Below are 24,969 nucleotides of genomic sequence, written 5' to 3' on the forward strand. Positions count from 1 at the left end.
CTTTTTCAGCAGTTCTGATTCCAGTTTACCTAATTGATGACACGCCCTAGAATAATCTTAAGATTTTTGATATACTACGAAAAATCTACCGATTTGCTGTACTATATACTCAGCCCAAAACAGTCTATTTCACAAATACCCAATAAAAGCAAGTATTTTCTACTACATATTTAAAATTTTGATTACCCAAAACTAACTTACTTATCTGGTTCATCTATGCAATAATAAACAGCTATATGCATTAACTACACTTTAAATATCGATTTAAAGGAGTATAGACTTGATATTCTCTGAAAAATTTATATTGTCTTAGTGTCAAATCCAGTATTGTTTGAAGCTAATTTACTTAAAAGCTAATAATGTCCTTGACAAAATACAAAATATCCAACAAAAATATCACTGTTCAATCGAGTGAATAACAACGCAGAAATATGAAGTATAACCAACTTGGCAAAAGTGACTTAAAAGTTTCCGAAATTTGTCTGGGCACTATGACTTATGGAAAGCAAAACACCATTGAAGAAGCCCACGAGCAGCTAGATTATGCTATTGCTCAAGGAGTCAACTTTATTGATGCGGCTGAGATGTACCCTGTCCCACCAAGTGGCGAAACTTATGGATTAACTGAAACTTACATTGGGGAATGGTTAAAGCGTCAACAAAGAGATCGAGTTCTTATAGCTACTAAGATTGCTGGGCCTGGTCGAGGCTTTAAATGGTTACGTGGTGGAGCCGAAGCAATTGACCGTGATAATATCAAACAAGCTGTAGATGATAGTTTAAAAAGATTACAAACAGACTATATCGATTTGTATCAGATCCACTGGCCAGATCGCTACGTGCCACGATTTGGACAAACAGTGTTCGATCCGACTCAAGTGGGAGAAACGGTTCCCATTGCTGAACAACTAGCAGTTTTTGACGATGTAATTAAGGCTGGAAAAATTCGCTATATCGGTTTGAGTAACGAAACCCCTTGGGGAGTTGCCCAATTTAGTAACGCTGCTAAACAATTAGGATTGCCCAAAATTGTTTCTATTCAAAATGCTTACAACTTGCTAAATCGAGTATTTGATGGAGCCTTAGCAGAAGCAGTTTATTACGAAGAAATTGGGTTATTAGCTTATAGTCCTTTAGCATTTGGCTTCTTGACTGGCAAATATTTAAATGGCAAACCAGAGAAATCAAGAGTCACTTTGTTTGAAAATTTTGGTCAGCGCTATCTCAAACCAAAAGTTAGTCAAGCCGTAGCAGCCTATGTAGAAATTGCCAAACGCCATCAACTAAGTCCAGCGCATCTAGCCTTAGCATTTGTGCGGAGTCGTTGGTTTGTGCCTAGCACAATTATTGGTGCAACAACACTCGAACAACTTAAAGAGAATTTAGAAAGTGTGAATGTAGTACTCAACAAAGACATTTTGGAAGAGTTGGATATAGTTCATACTCAGTCGCCAAACCCAGCACCATAAATAATTTAAAATTCAAAACTTGTACTGAGCGCAGTCGAAGTATTCAAAATTCAAAATTCAAAATTCAAAAATTTTAGATAGTTTGCCTCGTTACCAGGCTCTAGCTTGGTAATGCCTTCCTAGAGCCAGAGGCTCTCATTCTCATCTGCCTCTCATTCTCAGAGTAGAAGTAAAGATGCGCGATGCACTCTCTCTCAATTTTTAGATTCAAAACTAGATATTTAGTCGGTAAAATATGACTTTTACAGCAACATTAATTGACCAGAATACTATTCGTCGTCGGGGAACTGGTTTAAGAGCTTACAATCCCGAAAAAGTATTTAAAGGATACACACTTTTCACACCTCTGACAGGTCAAGGTGAAGTCTACCTTCTGAACTTGGAAGGAGAAGTAGTACACCAGTGGAATCTGCCTTATCCACCAGGCTTATACGGTTATCTTTTGCCCAATGGCAACCTTTTTTATAATGGTAAGACTCCACCAGAAGAACCACTACGTTTTGCTTTATGGGCTGCATTCAAAAGTGGTGTTGTTTTAGAAGCAGATCCCAAAGGAAATATTATTTGGGAATATAAGCATCCAGATCATCATCATGATGGGCGCAGACTTGCCAATGGCAATACAATTCTACTCGCCATTGAAAAGATACCTCAGTCTTTGGTTCCTCGGATCAAAGGTGGCGTACCAGGTACAGAACCAAATGGTGATATCTATGCGGATGTGCTTTATGAGGTGACTCCAGCAGGTGAAATCGTTTGGACTTGGCACGCCCACGAACACCTCGATCCAGATATATTTACGATTACACCCCAAGATCATCGACATGAATGGACTCATGGAAATACTGTAGGTGAACTCGCCGATGGCAGCATTATAGTAAGCTTTCGTAATATCTCCACAGTTGTGATTATCGATCGCAAAACCGGAGAAATCATCTGGACACTAGGCGATGACGTGCTAGCACAGCAGCACTTCCCGAACGAATTAGCTAACGGTAATATCTTGATTTTCGACAATGGCGCACATCGCCGTAACATTGCTCTCAATTTTTCCCGTGTGATTGAGGTGAACCGTCAAACTAAAGAGATAGTTTGGGAATACACCGACAACCCGCCCCAAAATTTCTTCAGTGCATACATATCAGGGGCGCAACGTTTAGCCAATAGCAATACCTTGATTACAGAAGGTGCTTACGGCCGGATATTCGAGGTGACAGTCGCAGGAGAAATTGTTTGGGAATACATCAATCCCTATTTTGCATCTCGGAATATTCCAGGTGAAAAATCGCCCGTAACTCGTGGAGAGCAAAATACAGTCTTCCGCGCCTTCCGTTATGCACCTGAAGAAGTGCCCTGGGTTTAGGGGGCAGGGGGGCAGGGGAGGCAGGGGAGGCAGGAGAAGAATAATAAATAATACCCCACTTCTAATGCCCCATTCCCATTTAAGATTTGGGATTTTGGATGAAAATTCAATTCTCAATGGCGATTAACAAGTCCTATTTACCAAGGAACTTAAACATGGCTGAAATCAAAGTATACAGTGCAGTTGTTTGTCCTTATGCTCACCGTACCCGCTTGGTACTCCAAGAGAAGGGCATTGACTTCGATTTGATTGAGATTGATTTGCAGAATAAGCCTGAAGGATTTAGCAAAGTTTCCCCTTATGGAAAAGTGCCTGCACTAACTCACGGCGATAACCGAGTTTGGGAGTCAGCAGTAATTAACGAATATCTTGATGAGGTATTTCCTAATCCACCACTGTTACCCAGTAACCCCATTGATAGGGCACAAGCTCGCATTTGGATCGATTTTGCTAATACCAGATTCGTTCCCGCTTTTTCTACCCTGCTGCGGAGTTCAGATCCCGACAAACAAGAAGAAGCGAAACAGGAACTATCTAAACATCTGGAATTCATTGAAAACGAAGGTTTAGCAAAGCTTTCTAAAGAAGGCCCTTACTGGTTTGGTGAATCTATTAGTTTGGTAGATTTTACCTATTTTCCTTGGTTTGAGCGCTGGGCTGCACTGAAGCAGTATCGCGGCTTTGGAATACCAGAGCAATTTACCCGTCTACGCCAATGGAAACGTGCTTTGAAAGAGCGTGAATCGGTGAAAGCGATCGCTCACTCTAAAGAATTCTACATCGAGCGATATGCTAAATTCGCTGCGCCTACTCTCGCTGCTGTTTAAACGTAATTCAACGTGAGTTCGACGAGTGCTATTTTGACCTCTCCCCCAGCCCCTCTCCTACATTCGCGCAGCGTCTCGTTCGCGTTAGCGTCTCTGAAAGAGAAGAGAGGAGAGGGGAGCAAAAACTTTTCTTTTCTCGTTACTCCTCCCTCTCCTTACCCAGACGCAACGCGTTCGCCTTTTAGGAGTTACTGTGTACACATAAAGTTTTTTAGAGTTACTACCTAACATTAGGGTAGGTTAATTTTTGCAGGTCGATGCAACAAAGATGCAGGTCGATGCAACAAAGGTGCAGGTCGATGCAACAAAGATGCAGGTCGATGCAACAAAGATGCACGTCGATGCAACAAAGGTGCACGTCGATGCAACAAAGGTGCACGTCAATGCAACAAAGGTGCAGGTCAAGATACTTGTGTACACCGTAGCCTTTTAGGAGAGGGAGGCTGGGAGGGAGAGGTCTGTTGAACTCACCTCAATTTATAACTATATTTCAAGTGGGAATTAAACCCCACTTGAAACATAGAATTAAACTTTTTAAAATTACGAATTACGTTAGCGAAAGCGTTGCGGTAGCGAGTACTCGAGCGTCCGCAGGAGCGTCATTACGAATTACGAATTATTAATTACGACTTTACCGAAGTGAGCCGCACTTTTGAGGTAATAATAAGCTTCCCGCGCTTCAGTGAAGGGAAAAACTCGATCGATAATTGGTTTGATTTGATGCTGTTGCATCGCCTGATTCATCGCCTCAAACATTTCCCGACTGCCAACATAAATTCCCTGAACTGTTAAACTCTTAAAAAGTATTGGCATGGGGTCAATCTCATTTCCTCTACCTGACAATACGCCAATCAAACTAATCCGTCCTCCAATGCGGACTGCTTGTAACGATTTTGGTAGAGTACCTGCACCGCCTACCTCAACTACACGATCTACACCTATGCGATTAGTTAATTGATAAACTTGCTTTTCCCAATCTGGTGTTGTTTTGTAGTTGATTGTCTCGTCAGCACCAAGCTGTTTGGCTCGTGCCAACTTTTCATCACTGCTAGAAGTAATAATCACTCTAGCACCATGTATCTTGGCAAACTGGAGAGCAAAAATTGAAACTCCTCCAGTACCGAGTAATAAAACACTATCACCTGCACCAATATTACCTTTTGTTACAAGTGCGTGCCAAGCTGTGACTGCTGCACAGGGTAAAGTTGCGCCTTCAATGTAGGATAAGCGATCGGGTAATATTACTAAACCATCTTGGTGTAATACAACATACTCAGCTAGCATTCCATCAATACCGCCTCCGAGATCGGATTTCATTTTCTCTTTGGTTAAAGAGCCATAAATCCAGTCTTGGAAGAAAATACCAGCGACGCGATCGCCTATTTTCACCCGTGTCACACCTTCTCCCACCGCCACAACTTCTCCCGCACCGTCAGACATAGGAATTAACGGATATTTCTGTCCAGAACTGTAAGCTCCTTCAATCACCAGCAAATCGCGGTAATTTAAGGATGTTGCTTTGACTTGAATCAGAACTTGTCCAGCTGCGGGTTTTGGTTGAGAGCGATCGACTAATGCCAAACCATCAATCCCGGCGTTGCTTTGAATTTCGTAAGCTTTCATAGATGTCCTCTAGCTACAACTTTGGTATTGTAGCTAGGGTAAAAAAGAATCTAGAGACGTAGCAAGTGCTACGTCTCTACAAGGGTTCTGCATAACGCATATTTAATTTCACTAGTAGGGTTGCCCTCATTCTCTAACCCCTTCTCCCAATATGGGCTACGGTGTACACACATCTTGGTAATGAAGCCCCAATCCTGAATTTACCCCCCTTAATCCCCCCGATGCATTGGGGGGAAATATCCGGTTCTCCTCCAATGCATCGGGGGAGTTAGAGAAGGTCAGAAGGACTTGTGTGTACACTTTCTCCCAATACGGGAGAAGGGGAACTAGAGGCTACAGAGAATCTATGAACTGCTGTACTTTTTCTAGAAGTGGCTGATATTCAATTTGCTCTGCTAACTCTTGGGCATTTTGATAGCACGATCGCGCCATTTTTTTGCGTTTTGTGGTGGCGTAAACGCTTCCCATATTCAGCAAAGTTGAAATTTCTCCAAGATTATCGCCCAGTTCTTGATAAATCACAATGGCTTGCTTGTAGAACTTCATTGCTTGGCGATGCTCTGCCAGGGTGCTGTAGGTAAAACCAATGTTGTGAAGGGTTGTTGCTTCACCTGCGCGATCGCTAATTGCTCTACGTGTCAAAAGAACTTGATAATAGAGCAATAGTGCTTGTTTGGGTTTTCCTAAATCATGATAGACAGAAGCAATATTGTTCAAGGTGGTTGCTTCTCCAAGCAAATTTTTCACGGCTCGTTGAATTGGCAGTGCTGCTTGAAAAAATTCTAGCGCTTGCTCAAACTTGCCTAAGACATTGTAGGCAAATCCAATACCATTGAGCGTTGTTGCTTCACCAGAAAAGTCACCTAACAATCGCCGCATCCTCAAAATTTGGTGTTGTAGCAACAGTGCGCGTTTCGGTTCTCCTAAGCGAGTATAAATTAGTGCGACATCATTAAGAGTAGAAACTTCACTTTGAGTATCTTGCGATCGCCTAAAGATTGGCAGTGCTTTGTCAAAATATTCCAACGCTTGCGAAAAGCGTCCAAGACGGCTGTAGGTAGAACCCAGATTGCTAAGTGCAGTTGCTTGTGCTGGCGTGTTGCCAATTTCAATAGCAACCGAAAGCGCCTGATGAAAACGCTCTAATGCTCTTTGAGGTTGCCAGCAACTGAGGTGAGCTAAACCGAGGTCGTTTAATGTATAACCTTCTCTGGCTCGGTCTGGAATTGCTCTAGCCAAGTGTAAATTTTTGGTTGCAAGATCGAGAGACTCTTGAAATTTCCCCCGTTGGTAGTAGCGGTTTGCTTCGTCACGACGTTGTTCCCATTCTTTGACTTGATTTAAAGGTTGCGTCATCTGACCTCAGTTGCATTCTGCGATAAGTAGGTAGAACATCTCTTGGGAATGAACCCCTCTTAGGTTTCCCAAATTTTAACCCCAATCTTCTATCTTTAGATATAAGACGTAAACAGATAAGTATGCTATTTTTTCATACTGACAGGAATATTTATGAAGCAATTAATACAAATACTGTAGGAGCGCATAGCAGTCATTGGTGTCAACTTCAGCTAAAAGCTTTGTCAAATCTCGTTTCCAGGCTTTGGGCTGGAAATGCACTTCAATTGGGCTGCTGCTGCGAGTTCGGGAGGCTTTGCCTCTAGAACAGCATTCCCAGTCTGAGCAGGGGAACAAGGCAACGAGACAATATCTAAAAGCTTTGGGTTTGTTCTCTTAACAAATACCTCATAACTTCTGCATCGTTGTAGAGGCGAAATAGGTAATCAATGTTGTCTAGAGATAAATGCCTTAGTTGCAAGCGCACAGTTTCTATCTCAGGCACAATTACCCTATGTAAAGGGAATCATCCAAATCTTGAGGAATATTGGGTTTTAGTAGTAGTCTTGCAGTTTCTATCTCAGGCATGGTATCAGAGTAGAAAAATAAACGCTACTTTAAACAAGCGTGTTTTTTTCCAAACATTAATATAATGCTCTTACTATGAGCATCTACCAATCTCTGAAAAAATCTTATACACCAGATCGTCGGCGTGAAAATGACTGGCGGTTATTTTTGCGTTTGGTGCCTTATGCCCGTCGTAACGGACGGCTACTGGCGCTGTCGATGTGCCTACTCGTACCGCTCGCACTAGCTAATGCCCTACAACCTTTCTTGATTGGGCAAGTAATCTCTCTGATTCGTAATGAACCCAGTACTTACGAACTTTTCCGGAATCGTCCCTTCTCGCAAGGACTGAATATCCTAGAGGGATTATTGGTAATTGCGATCGCCATCCAATTGCTGTTGACAGGTTTTCAAGGTTATATAGTCCAAAAGCTAGGGCAACAAATCACCGCCGCAATTCGCCAAGACTTATTTCAGCATGTAACATCTTTAGCAGTGCGCTTTTTTGACCGCACACCCGTAGGTAAATTAATTACCAGAATCACCAGCGATGTGGAAGTGTTAGGCGATGTCTTTTCGACTGGAGCAGTTGGCATTGTATCCGATTTGTTTTTAATGCTGGTGACTTTGGGTTTAATGTTTTCCATCCAGTGGCAACTTTCTTGCTTGCTAGTATTGATGCTGTTACCAACTAGCTGGGTAATTGTTTACATTCAAAGACAGTACCGCAAAGCCAATTACAAAGGGCGAGAAGAACTTTCGATCATGAATTCACAGCTACAAGAAAATGTGCTTGGGATTAATGTGGTGCAGTTGTTCCGTAGAGAAAAATTTAATGCCGAATTGTTTCGGGCGACAAACAGCAACTACATTCAGCAAATGGATAAAACCATCTTTTATGATTCATTTGTTTCAGCAACCTTAGAATGGATTGGACTGATTGCGATCGCAAGTGTTTTGTGCGTGGGCGGGTGGTTGCTGTTGGGAAAAAACTTGACTTTCGGGACTTTATCGACATTTGTATTGTATGCCCAGCGATTATTTGACCCTTTAAGGGCTTTTGCGGAAAAATTTACAGTAATTCAAGCTGGTTTTACTGCCATTGAACGCGTAGGCGATATATTAGATGAACCGATAGAAATTCGCGATCGCGCCAATGTCCGCTTCTCAATATTTGATGCGAAATTTGGCTACATAGATGAGATCGTAGCTAATCTAGAATCCCCAGACCTCACTTCGCCGCCAGAACTGGGAGAGATTCGCTTCGAGCATGTCTGGTTTGCTTATAAAAATGATGATTACGTAATTAAAGACTTAGATTTTACCATTCATCCTGGTGATAAAGTGGCATTAGTTGGCCCTACAGGTGCGGGTAAAACTTCGATTATCCGTCTTTTGTGCCGCCTTTACGAACCCACCCAAGGACGCATTCTCATAGATGGGGTAGATATTCGGGAAGTACCCCAAGCAGAACTGCGGCGTTACATGGCAGTAATTTTACAAGAAGGTTTTTTGTTTGCAGGCGATGTTAAAAGCAACATCTCTTTAGGAGATGGCTACACCATTGAGCAGATTCAACAAGCAGCCGAAGAAACCAACATTGCCCAGTTTATAGAAGAATTACCTCAAGGTTATGATACTCAACTTCGAGAACGGGGCACAAATATTTCTAGTGGTCAAAAGCAACTTTTAGCCTTTGCGCGGGCTGCCATTCGCAATCCCCAAATTTTGGTACTAGATGAGGCTACCGCTAGTTTGGATGTTGGTACAGAAGCTTCAGTTCAAGAGGCATTAAACCAGCTTTTGCATAGACGTACTGCGATTATTATCGCTCACCGCTTGTCTACGATTCGCAATGTAGACCGGATTTTTGTTCTCAAGCGTGGCGAATTAATCGAACAGGGAAGTCACGAGCAACTACTCCAACAAGGAGGGCTTTATGCCACTTTACATAACTTGCAGATGTTAGGAAGTTAGGATATTTTCAGAATAATCTGAAGGGGAAACAGCGATCGCACAAAATAATACCAATTTGAAAAAAGAATGCGGCAAATAGACCATTTGTAGAGACGCGATTCATCGCGTCTTCAACCAAGGATGTATTGCAATCATTAATTGAATTGGTATCAATAGGTCGTTACCATTACTAAATTTATCAATAATCCATTTCGGTTAAGTGTAAAAAGCTAAGAGAAAAGGGAAAGAAAAAACCTTTAACCCTTACCCTTTTCCCTTTTCCCAAAACCCGATTCCGAACTAAAAATGCCTAACCGAGAAGTATTCATACCCATCTGACCTACCACTTTTGGCGCATCAACCCGCAAACTCATCTGCTCACACCGCACAGTTAACCAAGGCTGACCTAAACCGATTTCAGAAAAAGAACTTTCGGCGGGGATTTCTAACTTAGAACCAATCAAACCCAACACAGACTCAACTTCAGCAGGAAATATCAGCAAATCACTACCCTTGACGCTGAAAGCAGAGGCACTTAACCACTGCCTCCATGCCAAACTTTGTTGATTATACTTAAGACTACACAGCTTCCGGTTTTCCTGATGCACAGTAACATACTTTCCTTGTTCCCAGGTAAACTTAGCTAGTTCCTTTGGTAGTCCCCAAATTTCTCGACCGCCAGCCACCGAATCAGCATTATCTACATAAATGTGGGAAACCCAAGCGCCGATTTTCCTCTGGTAATTAACTAAAGCTGGGACAACAATTAACTCACTATACTCCAGTACTGAGCCTGACCCGTAATTAGATAAATAGACGCTACCGAGGGTTTTACCAGGCCATACAGAAATAATTTCTAACTCTAAGGGAATTAAAGGACGCACTTGGTCAATATTTACCAAATGCAGAGTTTGGATGGCATAACCTTGGAGTATCCAAGGTGCTTGTGGATATGGCATAAGGGAGTTAGGAATTGAGAGTGAGGAGTTAGGAATAAAGTTAAGAATTAAGATCGAGAGTTACTAATATTAGTTCTACTCTAACTCTAAACTTCAAACTCCTAACTCCTAACTTCTAACCTCTAACTGCTTAAAAAAAATCCCCACCCAGGCATTTGCCTGAATGGGTAATATGAGGTCGAACAAAACAATCTTCTCAAAAGAAAGTAGAGGAATTATTTGCTCTCTGTAAAATCAGCGTCAATCACATCGTCGCCGTTACTAGAACTAGAGGAACTGCTACTATCTTGAGGTTCACCACCAGATGTAGCACCCGCACCCGCACCAGCACTAGCACTAGCACCAGCTTGTTGATAGATGTTGCTACCAACAGCGAATAACGCTTGTTGCAATTCTGGGGTGAGCTTTTTGATTTGCTCATCGTCTTCTTTAGCAACTGCTTCCCGCAATTCTTTCACCAAACCTTCGACTTTAGTCTTGTCAGCATCGGGAACTTTATCGCCCAATTCTTGTAACTGCTTTTCAGCTTGGTATGCCAAGGAGTCGGCTTGGTTCTTGCGTTCAATCTTTTCACGGCGTTCTTTGTCAGATGAAGCATTTTGTTCAGCTTCTCTTACCATGCGGTCAACATCAGATTTATCCAGGGTGGAAGCGCCAGTTATGCTGATGGACTGTTCTTTACCAGTACCTTTGTCTTTTGCGGTGACGTTAAGGATACCGTTAGCGTCAATATCGAAGACCACTTCAATTTGAGGAACGCCACGTGGTGCTGGAGGAATACCATCAAGGCGGAAGGTTCCCAAACTCTTGTTATCGTTAGAAAATTCGCGTTCACCTTGGAGTACGTGAATTTCTACGTTGGTTTGTCCATCCACAGCAGTGGAGAAGACTTCCGATTTCTTGGTGGGAATTGTAGTGTTGCGGGGGATAATTTTTGTCATCACGCCGCCCAATGTTTCCACACCCAAAGATAGGGGTGTCACGTCTAACAGCAAGATGCCAGTTACATCACCAGCCAGTACTCCAGCTTGAATGGCTGCACCAACTGCTACAACTTCATCAGGGTTCACGCTTTGGTTGGGGTCTTTACCCAATACCTGCTTCACAATCTGTTGGACTGCGGGAATCCGCGTAGAACCACCAACTAACACCACTTCATCAATATCGCCTTTGTTTAACTTGGCATCCCGGAGGGCGTTTTCCACAGGAATACGGCAACGGTCGATTAAGTCAGAACAAAGTTCTTCAAACTGAGCGCGAGTCAGGGTTGTATCCAGGTGCTTGGGCCCATCCTGGGTAGCGGTGATAAATGGTAGGTTAATTTCGGCTTGGCTAACACTAGAAAGCTCAATTTTGGCTTTTTCTGCGGCTTCCGTTAGACGTTGTAAAGCTTGCTTGTCTTTCCGCAGGTCAATACCTTCGGCTTTCTTGAACTTCTCAGCTAAGAAATCAACTATTTTTTTGTCAAAGTCGTCACCACCAAGGTGGGTATCACCAGATGTAGCTAGTACTTCAAAAACTCCGTCTCCTACTTCCAGCACGGATACGTCGAAAGTACCACCACCAAGGTCAAATACTAGGATGGTTTCGTTACTCTTCTTGTCAAATCCATAAGCCAGAGAAGCAGCGGTAGGCTCGTTGATAATCCGCAGAACTTCAATCCCGGCAATTTTACCAGCGTCTTTTGTTGCTTGCCGCTGAGAGTCGTTGAAGTATGCAGGAACAGTGATTACAGCTTGGGTTACAGTTTCACCCAAGTATTTGCTGGCATCTTCAACTAATTTGCGAAGAACTTTTGCAGAAATTTCTTCAGGAGCAAACGGTTTACCAGCAATTGGACAATCTAATTTGACATTGCCGTTGCTGCTCAGAACTTTGTAAGAAACTTCTGTAGCTTCGTTACCCACTTCATCGTAGCGGCGACCGATAAAGCGTTTGACTGAGTAAAACGTATTTTCGGGGTTCATCACCGCTTGGCGTTTGGCGATTTGGCCAACCAAGTTGTCGCCATTTTTCGCAAATGCGACTACTGATGGCGTTGTCCGAAAACCTTCAGCATTAGCAATTACTGTGGGTTTACCACCTTCCATCACTGCCACGCAGGAGTTCGTTGTTCCTAAGTCAATTCCAACTACTTTTGCCATTTTAGGTGCTGGCTCCGTATAACTACAAATGAATGAATGAGAATATAAAGCACTAAATTTTGAACCAACAGGGTCAAGAAATCAGCCCGTTCAGCATGAATACCTTTGATTTGGCTTTCCTGGGGTTAAAACTCCAGACTATGCTGATATATATACTGAAGCTTAGTGGTAGCCAGTCCATGAAGGGTGGTTTCCCGAACCTTGCTTGGGACGGTTAAACTAACTAAATTTTGTTTTTAGTTGGTTCATGGATTAATTTGTCTTCACTCTGTCTAATGTAGAAGAATTAATACTTTCAGTAATTAGGGTGAACCGTAACGTCCGAGTGGTGTTTGCCGTCTTTTGAGGCAATAAACTATAGAGGCAGTAAGGATTGGGGATTAGGCAGGGAGCAGGGGGCAGGGGAGCAGGGGAGCAGAGGAGAAATAATAACTCCTAACTCAGCACGGGCTAAACGCCCCGCTGACGCTAACAGCACTCAGTAGTTACTCAATCCCAGAAAAAAGAGTTTCCCAGTCAATCACAGGTGGTCTTTGTCCTTGGTTGACTATTTCAAAAATTTTCCTAGAGCTATTTGGCTGAAAAAGGCATTCTACACAAGCGTTTGCAACATCAATCCGGCTGGCATCACCCGAAAGTGTATCACCAGTGCCTATGACCACACCGTATTTACCCCCTGTTTTTGCTTTAAGGAGAGTGTTGAGGTCGTATGAGGTATAGGGGCCGTCAATAAGGCGTCCTGGGCGGATAATGGTGTAGGGTAATCCTGAATTAATAATGGACTCTTCGCCTTTTTGTTTGGCATCCAACACGCCAAAACTATTAAGAATACTAAAAGGAAACTGATTTTTACGGAGAATTCCACAAGAAGAGACGAAAACGAATCGCTTCAAATTCTGGGGGGCTGTTGTTACTAGATTGCTGACACCTTGAGCATCAATCTTTGTCGGACTATTCTTTGCTTTTGCTTGACTAGATTTGGGATTAAAGAAAATAATTCCCCATTCAATCAAGTTCGGGGTTTCGTCAAACTCCCATCGCGCAGAGGGAAAGGCAGTGGTTCCGGTACAATTTATGATGTGGGTAACACCTGGCATTGCTGCTGGCAGTGTAGCTGGCTGACGGATGTCACCAACGGCAATTTCCACTTTTTGGTTAAACATCTCTTCAGCTTTTGCAGCATTGCGTGTCAGAACGCGAACTTTTAAATTCTTTTCGAGTAACTTGCCTACCACTAATTGCCCGACTCCACCTGTAGCACCAACAACTAGTACTAAATCCTTAGCTGAATCAAAAGAAGTCATAAAGTGCCCTTGAGATAGTCTATTGCTAATCTACCTAAAAAATACGATGTCTACGAGAGCCTGTGACGCTTGATAGCGCAGCGTAAAGACTTCTCTTTCAGAGACGCTATTCGCGTTCGCCAACGGCATAGCAACTCTTAGAGAGACTGCGCCAACGCTGAGAGCGACGCAAGAGTGTCTAACTCGCTAACGCATATTTTGCTAATGGTTGTTTACTCTGTAGCTTTCAGGCTGATAAGTGGGAATTTTAGGAAAAGGGCAAATTCCCTAGAACTGAATTAGCACAGTAGTCAGTACTTGAGGTTTTGAGCAAGGAATGAAAATTAGTCAAAAATTAATTTTGGGTGTTCTTGGAATGGCTACTCTTTCAGGAATAATTGGTGCAATTAATGCTAATCAACAATTGAATATAGCTAAGTATCTTGCTCAACAAGAGGCCGAAGAAGTTGCTGGACTACTGGGATATTTTGTCAGTCATGAGCATGAAAAGCACAAAATGCGATCGCAAGCTCGGATGCTAGCCCATTTGCAAGAGCATGTTCAATCGCTACACAAACAACGTCAGCGCGATCTGGAGATTGTAGACCGGAATAAAATCATTTTAGCTGATGTAGTTACGGAAGATATCGGTACGCGATTAGACCACGATCGCAATAATGAAGTTGGTAAAACTATTCAAGATGGTATAACAAGAACATATATTGAAACTAGTCCTGAATACCCAAATGGGATTAAATTGATTGCTGTCGCTTTTAAGACTAGCAAAAATGAAATGATTGGTGCAGTAATTTTAGAATATACACCGCTTTATCAAGAAGCCTTAGCAACAGCCCATAAAAATATTCTCGTCACATCGGTCATCAGTTTGGGATGTAGCATATTTGCTTTAACAGCCGGTTATCTCCTTTCCATAACCATTTCCAAACCAATTAAACAACTCCAGGAAGCTGTAATGAATCTGGCTGAAGGAAAACTGGATACCAGAGTTAATATTCGCTCCCACGATGAGATTGGCGAGTTAGCTACCTCGTTCAACAAAATGGCAGACGATCTGCAATCTTCCAGAGAAGATTTAGTAAGTGCTAACAAACAATTACGAGACGAAATTACCGAGCGACAACTGACAGAAGCCGAACTTCAGCAAGCTTTAAAAAACCTGAAAAAAACCCAAATCCAATTAATTCAATCAGAAAAAATGTCGAGTCTGGGTCAACTAGTGGCGGGAGTTGCCCATGAAATTAACAATCCGGTTAATTTTATCTATGGCAATCTCCAACACACTGATGATTACACTCAAAAATTGCTGCTGTTAATTAAGCTTTATCAAAATTATTATCCTAACCCAGAGCCAGAAATAAAAAATGCTAACGCAGAAGCAGATATTGAGTACCTAACAGAAGATTTACCTAAGATATTAACCTCAATGAAGATGGGGGCTAAACGCATCCGAGAAATTGTTCTCAGTCTCCGAATTTTCTCTCGTTTGGATGAAGCTGAGTTCAAAACGGTCGATCTCCATGAAGGAATCGACAGTACTCTGTTAATTTTGCAACACCGACTCAAGACCCAAAATAATCGCCCTGAAATTGAAGTGATTAAAGAATATGGTGAAATACCTCAAATCCAGTGTTTTGCAGGGCAAATGAATCAGGTATTTATGAACATCTTAACAAATGCGATCGATGCCTTAGAAGATTGTTGCCAACAAGAACTTTGTCCAAATCCCTTGATTAACATTTCTTCTGAGCAGGTAAATGAAAATGTAATTATTCGGATTGCTGATAATGGAGTAGGAATTCCAGAAGAAATCCAATCGCGTTTATTTGATCCTTTTTTCACCACGAAACCAATTGGTAGGGGGACTGGTATGGGTTTATCAATAAGTTACCAGATAATTACTGACAAGCATGGTGGATCTTTGGAATGTATTTCATCACCCGGACAAGGTGCAGAGTTTGTAATTACAATCCCAATTCGAGTAGCGAAACCAGCACATTCATCAGTCGGCGATCGCCACGCCTATCGGTAAAAGTCAGTGCTAATGTTTTTCAAACTCTAAGTGCGTAAGCATAGCCCATTGTAGACATCGCAGTTAGAGGGTAATTGCCCCTGAATTGTTCGGTTCTACCACTGTCATCAGTATACAAATAGCTATAACCTCTTAGATAGTAGTGAAATGTCTAACCTAGACGCTGTTAGTCGCTCTTGAATTAAGGGGTGAAAGCCTGTGTACCAATGGATATTGCCAAGCCTGAGCGAAATCTTGGCCCAAAATCAATCAAGTGTGGCAGAATGTTCACCTGCTAAAGCAGAGCAGCAGTGGCGGATCAGCCTCGCAGCGACAGAACATTTGCTATTAAATACTTTAGCAGACCCTTCAGTTGACACAACCCAAGGACTAGTTTTAGCTGCACCAGCACCCTTGTTTAGTCAACCAAAATTGACTCAAAGTTTAGAAACAGTAACTTTTACAGCAAAACCATTTAACCCTTTGGCGCTGATGCCATTTCAGATGCCAGGTGCAATTGTGTCTGTCAATGAAGATATTGCTCCCAATGAATCGGTACTTCCTTTACTACCTGCCGATCCGCTCGGAGCAGAACAGTTTTGTTTGGTTTTTACAGATAAATTCAGATTAGTACTAGTTTTAACAACCCACAAAGACGGGAAAAAAACCTTTTCATTTTCTTTTGAGCCAGAGATAGTGCAGCAGGCTTGGCGATCGCTAGGGGCACGGGTAATGCTGGCTAATCCAGAATTTTTCGCGCGCTTGGACACATTAGTAGAACAGTATTCTCCGGTAGCACCAGACTACCGCATGATGATTCACTTTAGTCAGTTATTGCTTCAAGAATTAACAGAACCAGAAGAAACTAAAGACTGTTTACTAGGGACTGTGGAAGAAGCAGGGGAGCAGGGGAGCAGAGGAGCAGCACTTCGACTACGCTCAGTGACCGAGGAGCAGGGAAGAAAAGTTTTCCCCAATGCTCAATGTCCACTTGCCTTGAGCAAAGCCGAAGTGATGCCCAATGTCCAATCCTCAAATCCTGATGTAGAATTGCTCCAAGCCTTTGCTCACGAAGTCCGCACACCTTTAACAACTATTCGCACCATGACTCGTCTGCTGTTGAAGCGGCGAGACTTAGATGCTAGCGCGATCAATCGCTTAAAAGTTATCGATCATGAGTGTACAGAGCAAATTGACCGGATGGAATTGCTGTTTAAGGCCGCAGAACTAGAAACTACTGCCTCAGCAAAATCGTCAAAAACTCAACTCACGCCGATGTCTTTAGATCAAGTGTTGCAGCAGAGCATTCCCCGTTGGGAACAAGCAGCGCATCGGCGGAATTTAACTTTGAATGTTGTTTTACCCCAGCAACTACCAACAGTGGTAAGTAATCCCACCATGTTGGATCGGGTTCTCACTGGTTTGATGGAAAACTTTACTCGCAACTTACCTGCTGGCAGCCATATTCAAGTACAAGTTATCCCCGCAGGAGATCAACTGAAGTTACAATTATCGCCGCAATTGAGGTGCAAAGATTCAAATAAAACCACCATACCTGCAACACCACCAATTCGCAAAGCTCTAGGTCAACTGCTGATGTTCCAACCAGAAACAGGTACGATTAGTTTAAATATCGCTGCAACCAAGCATTTGTTTCAGGCGATCGGTGGCAAACTAATTGTGCGCCAGCGTCCACACTATGGGGAAGTGATGACGATTTTCTTGCCTTTAGAAGTTAGCAATAAACAGAAACCGATAGTCACGAATTAGAGATATAGCCATCCTAAATGAGATTGTGAAAATTTTTGTTATGGTCGTCCTTGGTCATTTGTGACTACAACGGACTAATGACCAATGACTAATGACTAATGACATAAAACAAAGTACTTTTCCACGCATCTAACAAATATTTCTACACCCATTGCCAAGGCGGTTTCGTCAAAATCAAACCGGGGATGATGATGGGGATATGCTAAGTCTTTCGTAGGATTAGCAGAACCCAGAAAGAAATAACAACCAGGAACCTCTTCTAAGAAAAATGACATATCTTCAGCAGCCATAGTTTGACATTCTGGCACAATACCAATAGGAGTTTCTACCACTTCTTCTGCTACAGAGCGCACTAGTTCTGCTATTTTAGTATCATTAATTACTGGTGGATAAAGTGACCAATATTCTAAATCATAATTTGCACCATGACTGTGACAAATTCCAGCAATAATCTGCTCGACACGCTGTTTAAAAAAGTCTTTCAAACTAGGATTAAAATACCTGACAGTAGCACTCATTCTCGCTGTATCAGCAATTACATTACGTTTGGTTCCAGCGTGAAGTTCTCCCACTGTCACTACTGCTGAATCAATGGGATTAACATTCCGAGCGACAATAGTTTGCAAAGCATTGACGATTTGGGCAGCAACAACAACGGAGTCAACAGTTTGATGGGGTAGTGCGCCGTGTCCACCTTTACCCAAAATTGTGCAGTTAAAGCATTCTACAGCTGCCATCAATGCGCCAGCGCGCACACCCACTGTTCCTAAAGGCAAATTATTCCACAAGTGCAAACCAATAATCGCTTCAACATCTGGGTTTTTCAAAACTCCAGCTTCAATCATTGGTTTTGCGCCTCCTGGTGATTCTTCTGCTGGCTGAAAGATAATTTTTACAACACCAGAGAAGTCTTGACGATGCTGCTGGAGATAATAAGCTGTACCTAAAGCGATCGCTGTATGTCCATCATGTCCACAAGCGTGCATCACTCCATCATGCTGCGATTTGTACGGCACTTCGTTGAGTTCTTGGATTGGCAAAGCATCCATATCCGCGCGAATCGCTAAAACTTGGGGAGTCGTGAGTTTGTTGCCTTTGATGGTGGCAACAATGCCAGTGTGGGCAATGCCAGTTTGATGCTCAATTCCCCATTCTTGCAGCTTTTGTGATACAAACTCAGCAGTCAGTTTTTCTTGAAAACCCAACTCTGGTTGTTGATGCAATCGCCGCCGCCACTCTACTAATTGCGGTTGCAATGAGCGGATCGGAAGTCGGATGCGAGATAGGTCAACAGAAGAGGGATTGGGAAAGGTGGAAACCATTATAAAGACAAACTAGTTTAAGTACAACTAACTTAGATTATTTTCTCAGTTTAACGTGAGTCTCCAACAAAGGCGAAGTTGCCAGAAGGGCGAAAGAAACAAGTCAAATCCTCTTCCCTTCTGCCTCCTGCCTTCTTTCTTAGGAGTTGGATGAGTATAAAGTAACTACTAGCCACAATTCCCTATTTACAAGATAAATATAAGATTAGCCAGCCAATAGCTCGAACTTATAAACAGGGTATAGGATTCTTATTTTATTAATGAATTGACTTCTTAAGGTAGACATAGGCAAATATTAATTACCTCTTTCCTTGCCAATGAGGTCGCTTTTTCAAAAATTAAATCTGATTCTTATATAGGGCTACTTCAAACAAATCAAATTTTATTATTTTAACTGTAAACTCTGTAAATCTTCACAACTAACTACAACTCTCTACTTTCTGATTTCGGATGTAGCTGCGTAAAAATCAGCAATTTTTTTAATCTATATTTACACCAATTTTTTAAACCATATAAATAGACATCTGGTGAAAAAGAATGTAGAGACGTAGCAGTGCTACGTCTCTATCAGACTTCTGAATAACGCATATTTCATTTCACCAAATGTCTAATCAATAGGCTTGGGTTAAAGTTTGCTAATACTTCAAGGCAGAAGTCAAAGGTCAAAGAACCTCTAATTAATCTCTAATTAATAGCTGTTAATTTTCTCTCCAGGTCAAATAAAAATCCGTGGATATACTCTTCAGTCCATTCGGCACCATAGAAGCGTTTAAACATTCCTCGCGCTGGGTCTTTTTCAGCCCGATATCGCAGGTATCGCAGTTGGGCTTGTTCAATGGCTACTAAATTTTGGGAATCTGTTATGGGTTCTGCCTGCTCTACGAAATCGAGATAAGCTTTCAAATAGTCTTTGAAAGCGGCAAACACCTGAGTTTCTACGACAGCTGTTTCTTGGGGACGAGTCCACAGAAAAGCGGGAGAGAAAAAAGGCTGTGCTTCTTCGGGAAAATCTCCTCCCCAGGATAGATGTTGCTGGTAGGTGTGGAAAATGGGCAAAATTGGTTCAGTATATTTCGCCTGATATGCTGAATCGTCCCGAAATAGCGGCTGCATATCCAAAGCAATTAGATGTCCTCCTGGCAATGTCACCAAATCTGCCCCAAAAAAGGGCAAATCGTAGTTGAGGCGGGGAAAAATCACAAAATTCAGCACTTGCAGCGAATTGCCACCTTGCACGTGAGCTGCTCGAATTTGCCGCAATTTTGAAGTTTGAAAGGCATAACTAGTGGTGACAACTTCTTCTTGATTCTTTCCCTTGCCCACAACAGCACTCTTGGACTCAAATCCAGTGGGGATAGGATAGGGCTGTAAATCCAAACGCGATCGCATATAGGCGATCGCATAATCGAGAAATGGTTGATAAAGTGTCACTTCGGTCATCTTTTGCCGGCACCGACTGCTAGGGGAACAGCATCTTCAAATAAGAATTCATGGAGAAAGCGTTCTGCCCATTCATGACCAAAGTAACTGCTAAACAAACCAGATGCTGGATCGCGGTCTGCACTATATTGGTCATAGTCTTTTTGGGCTTTGACAATCCGTTGGATATCTTCAGGGTCTTGGAGCGGTTTGGCATCTGCTAACATTTGCCAATACAAGTTTAAATAATCCTGAAAAGCTTCAAAGACTCGTGTTGCCACTGTTTCCGGGTCGGTTTTGGCAAACAATAGATATTTAGAAAAATACTGGTTGGCATCGTAAAACTTCATTTCTAAGTTTTGTGCCAAATCCGGGTATCGATCGTGGAGAGATTTTAGCGGAAATATATATTTTTTTTGATAATCTTCATCCTGAAATAAAGGCTGGAAATCAAGCACAATCAGGTTTTTGACTTTACCAAAGGATAAAAAATCAATCCCTAACAGAGGTAAATCGTAGTGGTGACTGGGATAAATTACGCTGTTAAAAATTTGAGCGCTTTCTCCAGCATCAATGTAGGTATAGCGAATTTTCCGCAACTCTTGAGATTGGTAACACCAACTGCGAATAGTTGCTGGGTTTCTGCCGCGATCGCTAACTTTGAATTCCAAACCAGGGGGAATGACCCTACTTTGTAAATCAAACCGCTGAAATAGCTCTTTTTCTAAAAATTCCAGGAAAGGCTTATACATAGAGCATGATTTATTAACCCTTGCATGAAAATAAGTTATGGCGATCGTGCACGTCTCATTTATGAGAAACAAAGCAACATTCCTTAATGGGGCGTGGGGCATTGGGCACTTGTACTGAGCGAAGTCGAAGTATTGGGCATTGGGCATTGAGCATTGGGCATTGGGAATGGGGAAAGGGGTAAGGGGAAAAAGGGAAAGATTAAATTTATTCCTTTTCCCTTTAACCTTTAACCTTTTCCCCTGCTCCCCCTACCTCCCCTGCCTCCCCTGCTCCCCCTGCCCCCAGTCCCCAGTCCCCAATCCCCCTAACGCCTAGCATGATTGCGATCGATCATTTGCTCCAAGACTTCTTGGGAAACACAGCGACGCTCGGAACAATAAGTCATCAAGTTAATTCCGTTCATCATTCGTACCGTACTGACTCTGACACGAAAATCATCCGTAACAAACCAACAACGTTCCTGACCTTGATTGTTGTCATAGTCAGTATCAATCGTCAGCACTCCATCATCAGCAAATCGATATCGGCTGACAACTGGAATACTCTCAACATAGCCTTGGTTGCGAATCAGTTTTCCAGAACGCTTCGTTTCGTCGGGAACATCAACCAAAATCGCAGCATTATCGGTATTCGGTAGCCTGGTATCTAGGTTAGCCTGCCATGCAAAGCTAGCACCGCTTGTTGCTTTACTAGGATCTATCCCTTGGGCTTTACAAACTTCTTGGACTTTCGGATCGTCCTTTTCCATGACTTTTATAATCAAATTCGACTCCCCCGACTCATCCGCCGCCGAGTCAAAATGATGAACGGCGCGTTCCGTGAACCACGTACCCTCACTTTTACGGAAGAAGTCGATCATTGTCAAAGGCGGTATTATATGCATCTGTTTGAAACCTCGTTTGATCGAATTTTGGCGTTATTAATACTGAGTGATGAGATAAAGTCCCGGTTTAACTAAAGTGTAGAATAACTCCAAAAGTGATATTTTAATCAGCTGATGACAAATAGTGAAATTCAACTTATTACAAGCGTTCGCCCCAGTCCAACTCCAGAAATCTTAACAGCCCTGAAAGCCGGAACCTCTGTGGATTCCATAGATTTGTACCAATTTAATCTAAAGGAAGTCGATTTTCGACAAGCTAACTTGAGTAAAGCCAAGCTATTAGGAGCCGACCTCAGTGAGGTGGTATTAAGTAATCTCGATTTGAGTGGGGCAGATTTGCGAGGCGCTAATCTGCAAGGAGCCGATTTGAGTGGGGCTAATTTGCAGGGAGCTTATTTAAACCGTGCTAATCTCCAACAAGCAAATCTCAGTGGTGCAAATTTGGAGGGAGCCAAACTCCAAGTAGCGCGTTATGATTCCCAAACGAAATGGCCAGAAGAATATAACTACAAAGCTTCGGGAGCGGTAGGGCCGCGTGCTAATCTCAATGGTGCTTTTCTGAATACAGCTTCTTTACGAAATGCAGATTTACAAGGTGCTAATCTGCGTGGAGCCTATCTGAGTGGCGCTGACTTGACAGGAGCCAATTTGCAAGGTGCTTCTTTGAGTGGTGCCGATCTGACAAAAGCTTATTTGACAGGGGCTTGCTTACGAAATGCTCGATTGATAGGAGCCGATTTGCGGGATACAGACCTGCGAGCAACCGATCTCAGTGATGCAGAGATGGAGCATCTTCAAAGTATTGCTGGGGCAGATTTTACTCTTGCTCAAGGACTCACACAAGCAACTAAAGCCATGCTTTCCAGTCGTCCACATTCAGAACTCGATGTTTGGAATGCCTATACCCGCAAAACAACTCGTGAAAGTTTGAGTGCTTGACCAATACAGTGCTGAGTAACGAGTGCTGAGTGGTGAGTAGGAATTAGGGACTTCCAATTAAAAAATATTCCATCCCTGCGGGACGCTACGCGAACGCTTTGAGGGCAGGGGAGCAGGGGGAAAGAAAGTCGTTTTGATGAACGTGAAATGGGATAATTTATTTTTTGGAAGTCCCTTAAAAAGTAATTTATAAGCACTCATCACTTTTAACTCAGCACTTTTCATAATAATTGCCAGTTCTTTTTCAGGAGTGCCAAAAATGTCGCGTATCCTTCGGAAAAACCAGGCGGATCGGGTAGAACATATTGGGGAAATTCTTTATACGATCGCCAAGATTCCGAAGCATTATGCCGCAAATGTAAGGCAATTTCTGAGGAACCTGGTAGTCGCCAAGTCATTTGACCAGTTTGTATATCAGTCACAAATGCCTCCTCATCTCGAAAAAGTTGATCTTTTATTCCAGATTTTGGCAGATTAACCGGATATTTTGGTCAAATTTAAGGTAAAGTAAAATATTTACCGTTTAGCTGATAAGTTTTATAAAAAAGAATTCAGAACTCAGAAGTCAGAATTCAGCATAAATTCTGTGCGACCACTAAATGAATATTGCTTTAAAACCTAGCTCCTTATGGACGAAACAAAAGTTTAAAATTTATTTCTTATTAAAACTTTATCCATGTATGGGTAGATTATTCTGAATTCTGAATTCTGACTCCTGACTCCTTTTTATTATTCTGAACAAACCCACACCGCTATTGTGGCAACAGGTCTTCTAAAGCAGCGCCGACAACTCGGTGATCTTCATCCTGTCTGAGTTGGTTCAGAGCTGCTTTGGCTTCCGGTTCATCAAATCGTTTCAGAGCATAGCTAACTCGCACGCGCATCCGCCAAGATTCATCATTTACCAACGTTAGTATTTGGGATAATGCCGCAGTATGTTGACTAGAATGAGCCAGTAAGCCCAGTGCATCAACAGAAGATTCCTGAACTGTGAAATCTTCATCTTTTAAACCCTGAACGCATATATCAAATAGTTCTTCAGGGCAATCCATTTCAGCGATCGCAGCCAAAATGCTCCGTCTAACTAGCCAGTGGTCATCCTGATAATATGCCAAAACTAGATGAGAAACTGCGACTCTGCCAAATAGCGATAACGAATTTGCCGCCTCAGCCCGCACGTTGGGAGTATCATCAAATTTCATAATTTGCATCAAAGCTGCAAAAGATTCCGCTGATTGTTGATTACCCAAACCCCTAGCCACAAAAGAACGCACTAAAAATTCTGAGTCATGAAGTTTACTTGTTAAGAGAGGAACTGCAACTTCTGATTCATAATCATTGAGGGCAGCGATCGCCTTCAGACGATACTGAAAATCTGGGTTCTTTAGTTCTGCTTGGATTTTATGGATTTCCATAAGTGCATTTGGTACAGCTATTCTTTATTTTAGGGCATTGGGCACTTGTACTGAGCGTAGTCGAAGTACAAGTGCCCAATGCCCAATGCCCCATGCCCCATGCCCCATACCCTATCCCCTAAATCAATGACTCAATTAAGCGAAACCGTTAAAGAATTAATCGCTAAAGCTAGAATTGTCAGCTTTGCTGAGTGGGAACAGTCCCATCCAAAAGCAGCGATCGCTATATTTAAAGCTGCGGATGATGCTTTTCGCTACCTAAGTGACGAAGATTTATCGCAGATTAAAACTTTGTCACCCGATAATTCTGAGTTGATTCCTGTTGCTCAATTGTTACGCGATCGCGCTGCCGAAATCGTTGATGAATCTAGAGAACAAGTTTTAGCAACTTATCCCGAAATTATCCAGCCTGGAGGCGGTCTTTATCCACCTGAACGCGCCCAAGCTTGCTGGCGAGATTTTTGGCATTTTCTTCGCTGCATTACTTATGGCATAGCAGGTGGACACACTGAATATACAAATCCCACAGGACTGCATTATATGAATTTGCTCTATCAGGAATTACAAGTTCCCTTGGATGCAATGATTTTAGGCTTAAAAAGCATCAAGGCTGCTAGTTTGAAACGCTGCCAAGGCGATCGGCAGCAAATTCTTGCTCCCTATTTTGACCATTTAATCAGCCAATTGGCTACTTTCCAAATTCGATAAGTTAAGTGTAAGTGGGCATGAATAATCAAAGGTTTGTAGTCAGAGCTTCAGCCTTGACTAACAGACAATATTACTTAATTATATCTTGCGTAAGATAGTTGAATTTATTCATGCCCAGTGATTGAGATAAACTTAAGTAACTCAGCACAATTAAGGGACTTCCAGAAAATAAACTATTCCACTACCAGTAATGATAATCATTTTA

20 protein-coding genes are annotated in these 24,969 nt (G+C 42.4%); 9 read left to right on the top strand and 11 right to left on the bottom strand.

The genetic code is table 11. The annotated features are described in order from the left end of the window. Window positions 1-431: 431 nt before the first annotated feature. From RM368_RS33265 to RM368_RS33280, 4 genes are all read left to right on the top strand, one after another. A complete protein-coding gene (locus tag RM368_RS33265; protein WP_322698009.1) occupies window positions 432-1,469 on the top strand; it encodes an NADP(H)-dependent aldo-keto reductase in 1,038 nt (345 codons plus the stop codon). A gap of 235 nt (window positions 1,470-1,704) precedes the next feature. Beyond that, on the top strand, window positions 1,705-2,832 hold the full coding sequence (locus RM368_RS33270; protein ID WP_322698010.1) for an aryl-sulfate sulfotransferase: 1,128 nt from the start codon (window positions 1,705-1,707) through the stop codon (window positions 2,830-2,832). Window positions 2,833-2,987: 155 nt separating this feature from the next. Next, complete coding sequence (locus RM368_RS33275) at window positions 2,988-3,659, top strand: glutathione S-transferase family protein (protein ID WP_322698011.1); 672 nt, start codon at window positions 2,988-2,990, stop codon at window positions 3,657-3,659. A gap of 247 nt (window positions 3,660-3,906) precedes the next feature. Next, window positions 3,907-4,092 carry a hypothetical protein gene (locus tag RM368_RS33280; RefSeq protein WP_322698012.1) on the top strand — a complete coding sequence of 62 codons (186 nt, stop codon included), beginning with the start codon at window positions 3,907-3,909 and terminating at the stop codon, window positions 4,090-4,092. 176 nt (window positions 4,093-4,268) lie between these two features. Here RM368_RS33280 and RM368_RS33285 read toward each other — a convergent pair whose 3' ends face one another. Then, window positions 4,269-5,282, bottom strand: coding sequence for an NAD(P)-dependent alcohol dehydrogenase (locus tag RM368_RS33285; protein WP_322698013.1), 1,014 nt, complete (start codon window positions 5,280-5,282; stop codon window positions 4,269-4,271). A 333-nt stretch (window positions 5,283-5,615) separates the two neighbouring features. Beyond that, window positions 5,616-6,638, bottom strand: coding sequence for a tetratricopeptide repeat protein (locus RM368_RS33290; RefSeq protein ID WP_322698014.1), 1,023 nt, complete (start codon window positions 6,636-6,638; stop codon window positions 5,616-5,618). A gap of 642 nt (window positions 6,639-7,280) precedes the next feature. On the opposite strand from RM368_RS33290, the gene RM368_RS33295 reads away from it, so the two are divergent. Further along, window positions 7,281-9,161, top strand: a complete 1,881-nt coding sequence (locus tag RM368_RS33295; RefSeq protein WP_322698015.1) for an ABC transporter ATP-binding protein — start codon at window positions 7,281-7,283, stop codon at window positions 9,159-9,161. Window positions 9,162-9,397: 236 nt separating this feature from the next. Here RM368_RS33295 and RM368_RS33300 read toward each other — a convergent pair whose 3' ends face one another. The 3 genes from RM368_RS33300 to RM368_RS33310 all read right to left on the bottom strand — a co-directional run bounded on the left by RM368_RS33300 (window position 9,398) and on the right by RM368_RS33310 (window position 13,547). Next, on the bottom strand, window positions 9,398-10,099 hold the full coding sequence (locus RM368_RS33300; RefSeq protein ID WP_322698016.1) for an acetoacetate decarboxylase family protein: 702 nt from the start codon (window positions 10,097-10,099) through the stop codon (window positions 9,398-9,400). A gap of 215 nt (window positions 10,100-10,314) precedes the next feature. Continuing rightward, window positions 10,315-12,243, bottom strand: a complete 1,929-nt coding sequence (gene dnaK, locus RM368_RS33305; RefSeq protein ID WP_322698017.1) for a molecular chaperone DnaK — start codon at window positions 12,241-12,243, stop codon at window positions 10,315-10,317. Between the two features lie 485 nt (window positions 12,244-12,728). Next, window positions 12,729-13,547, bottom strand: coding sequence for an SDR family oxidoreductase (locus RM368_RS33310; protein ID WP_322698018.1), 819 nt, complete (start codon window positions 13,545-13,547; stop codon window positions 12,729-12,731). A gap of 316 nt (window positions 13,548-13,863) precedes the next feature. Between RM368_RS33310 and RM368_RS33315 the strand changes: the two genes are divergently transcribed. Further along, window positions 13,864-15,576: an ATP-binding protein gene (locus RM368_RS33315; protein ID WP_322698019.1), complete on the top strand. Its 1,713-nt coding sequence runs from the start codon at window positions 13,864-13,866 to the stop codon at window positions 15,574-15,576. A gap of 198 nt (window positions 15,577-15,774) precedes the next feature. Further along, on the top strand, window positions 15,775-17,325 hold the full coding sequence (locus tag RM368_RS33320) for a HAMP domain-containing sensor histidine kinase (RefSeq protein WP_322698020.1): 1,551 nt from the start codon (window positions 15,775-15,777) through the stop codon (window positions 17,323-17,325). Window positions 17,326-17,420: 95 nt separating this feature from the next. Here RM368_RS33320 and RM368_RS33325 read toward each other — a convergent pair whose 3' ends face one another. The 4 genes from RM368_RS33325 to RM368_RS33340 all read right to left on the bottom strand — a co-directional run bounded on the left by RM368_RS33325 (window position 17,421) and on the right by RM368_RS33340 (window position 21,702). Then, complete coding sequence (locus RM368_RS33325) at window positions 17,421-18,647, bottom strand: M20 family metallopeptidase (protein ID WP_322698021.1); 1,227 nt, start codon at window positions 18,645-18,647, stop codon at window positions 17,421-17,423. Window positions 18,648-19,331: 684 nt separating this feature from the next. Further along, a complete protein-coding gene (locus RM368_RS33330) occupies window positions 19,332-20,078 on the bottom strand; it encodes a phycoerythrobilin:ferredoxin oxidoreductase (RefSeq protein WP_322698028.1) in 747 nt (248 codons plus the stop codon). 5 nt (window positions 20,079-20,083) lie between these two features. Next, window positions 20,084-20,818: a 15,16-dihydrobiliverdin:ferredoxin oxidoreductase gene (locus RM368_RS33335; RefSeq protein WP_322698022.1), complete on the bottom strand. Its 735-nt coding sequence runs from the start codon at window positions 20,816-20,818 to the stop codon at window positions 20,084-20,086. Between the two features lie 305 nt (window positions 20,819-21,123). Next, window positions 21,124-21,702, bottom strand: coding sequence for a phycobiliprotein lyase (locus RM368_RS33340; protein WP_322698023.1), 579 nt, complete (start codon window positions 21,700-21,702; stop codon window positions 21,124-21,126). A 114-nt stretch (window positions 21,703-21,816) separates the two neighbouring features. Here RM368_RS33340 and RM368_RS33345 point away from each other — a divergent pair, with 114 nt between their 5' ends. Further along, on the top strand, window positions 21,817-22,641 hold the full coding sequence (locus tag RM368_RS33345) for a pentapeptide repeat-containing protein (protein WP_322698024.1): 825 nt from the start codon (window positions 21,817-21,819) through the stop codon (window positions 22,639-22,641). 221 nt (window positions 22,642-22,862) lie between these two features. On the opposite strand, the gene RM368_RS33350 is transcribed toward RM368_RS33345, so the two are convergent. Further along, the gene (locus RM368_RS33350) at window positions 22,863-23,063 is read right to left on the bottom strand and encodes a hypothetical protein (RefSeq protein WP_322698025.1); all 201 of its coding nucleotides are present in this window, start codon (window positions 23,061-23,063) and stop codon (window positions 22,863-22,865) included. 330 nt (window positions 23,064-23,393) lie between these two features. Beyond that, window positions 23,394-24,056 carry a HEAT repeat domain-containing protein gene (locus RM368_RS33355; protein WP_322698026.1) on the bottom strand — a complete coding sequence of 221 codons (663 nt, stop codon included), beginning with the start codon at window positions 24,054-24,056 and terminating at the stop codon, window positions 23,394-23,396. Between the two features lie 126 nt (window positions 24,057-24,182). Between RM368_RS33355 and RM368_RS33360 the strand changes: the two genes are divergently transcribed. Next, window positions 24,183-24,764: a phycobilisome protein gene (locus RM368_RS33360; protein WP_322698027.1), complete on the top strand. Its 582-nt coding sequence runs from the start codon at window positions 24,183-24,185 to the stop codon at window positions 24,762-24,764. Window positions 24,765-24,969: the final 205 nt, after the last annotated feature.

The organism is Nostoc sp. DedSLP03, assembly GCF_034530815.1.
In the GTDB taxonomy this organism is placed as follows: Bacteria; Cyanobacteriota; Cyanobacteriia; order Cyanobacteriales; family Nostocaceae; genus Nostoc.

Coding starts and splice junctions, on each gene's coding strand:
- RM368_RS33265 (WP_322698009.1), top strand. CDS start 432: ATGAAGTATAACCAACTTGGCAAAAGTGACTTAAAAGTTTCCGAAATT.
- RM368_RS33270 (WP_322698010.1), top strand. CDS start 1,705: ATGACTTTTACAGCAACATTAATTGACCAGAATACTATTCGTCGTCGG.
- RM368_RS33275 (WP_322698011.1), top strand. CDS start 2,988: ATGGCTGAAATCAAAGTATACAGTGCAGTTGTTTGTCCTTATGCTCAC.
- RM368_RS33285 (WP_322698013.1), bottom strand. CDS start 5,282: ATGAAAGCTTACGAAATTCAAAGCAACGCCGGGATTGATGGTTTGGCA.
- RM368_RS33290 (WP_322698014.1), bottom strand. CDS start 6,638: ATGACGCAACCTTTAAATCAAGTCAAAGAATGGGAACAACGTCGTGAC.
- RM368_RS33295 (WP_322698015.1), top strand. CDS start 7,281: ATGAGCATCTACCAATCTCTGAAAAAATCTTATACACCAGATCGTCGG.
- RM368_RS33300 (WP_322698016.1), bottom strand. CDS start 10,099: ATGCCATATCCACAAGCACCTTGGATACTCCAAGGTTATGCCATCCAA.
- dnaK (WP_322698017.1), bottom strand. CDS start 12,243: ATGGCAAAAGTAGTTGGAATTGACTTAGGAACAACGAACTCCTGCGTG.
- RM368_RS33310 (WP_322698018.1), bottom strand. CDS start 13,547: ATGACTTCTTTTGATTCAGCTAAGGATTTAGTACTAGTTGTTGGTGCT.
- RM368_RS33315 (WP_322698019.1), top strand. CDS start 13,864: ATGAAAATTAGTCAAAAATTAATTTTGGGTGTTCTTGGAATGGCTACT.
- RM368_RS33325 (WP_322698021.1), bottom strand. CDS start 18,647: ATGGTTTCCACCTTTCCCAATCCCTCTTCTGTTGACCTATCTCGCATC.
- RM368_RS33335 (WP_322698022.1), bottom strand. CDS start 20,818: ATGTATAAGCCTTTCCTGGAATTTTTAGAAAAAGAGCTATTTCAGCGG.
- RM368_RS33340 (WP_322698023.1), bottom strand. CDS start 21,702: ATGCATATAATACCGCCTTTGACAATGATCGACTTCTTCCGTAAAAGT.
- RM368_RS33345 (WP_322698024.1), top strand. CDS start 21,817: ATGACAAATAGTGAAATTCAACTTATTACAAGCGTTCGCCCCAGTCCA.
- RM368_RS33355 (WP_322698026.1), bottom strand. CDS start 24,056: ATGGAAATCCATAAAATCCAAGCAGAACTAAAGAACCCAGATTTTCAG.
- RM368_RS33360 (WP_322698027.1), top strand. CDS start 24,183: ATGACTCAATTAAGCGAAACCGTTAAAGAATTAATCGCTAAAGCTAGA.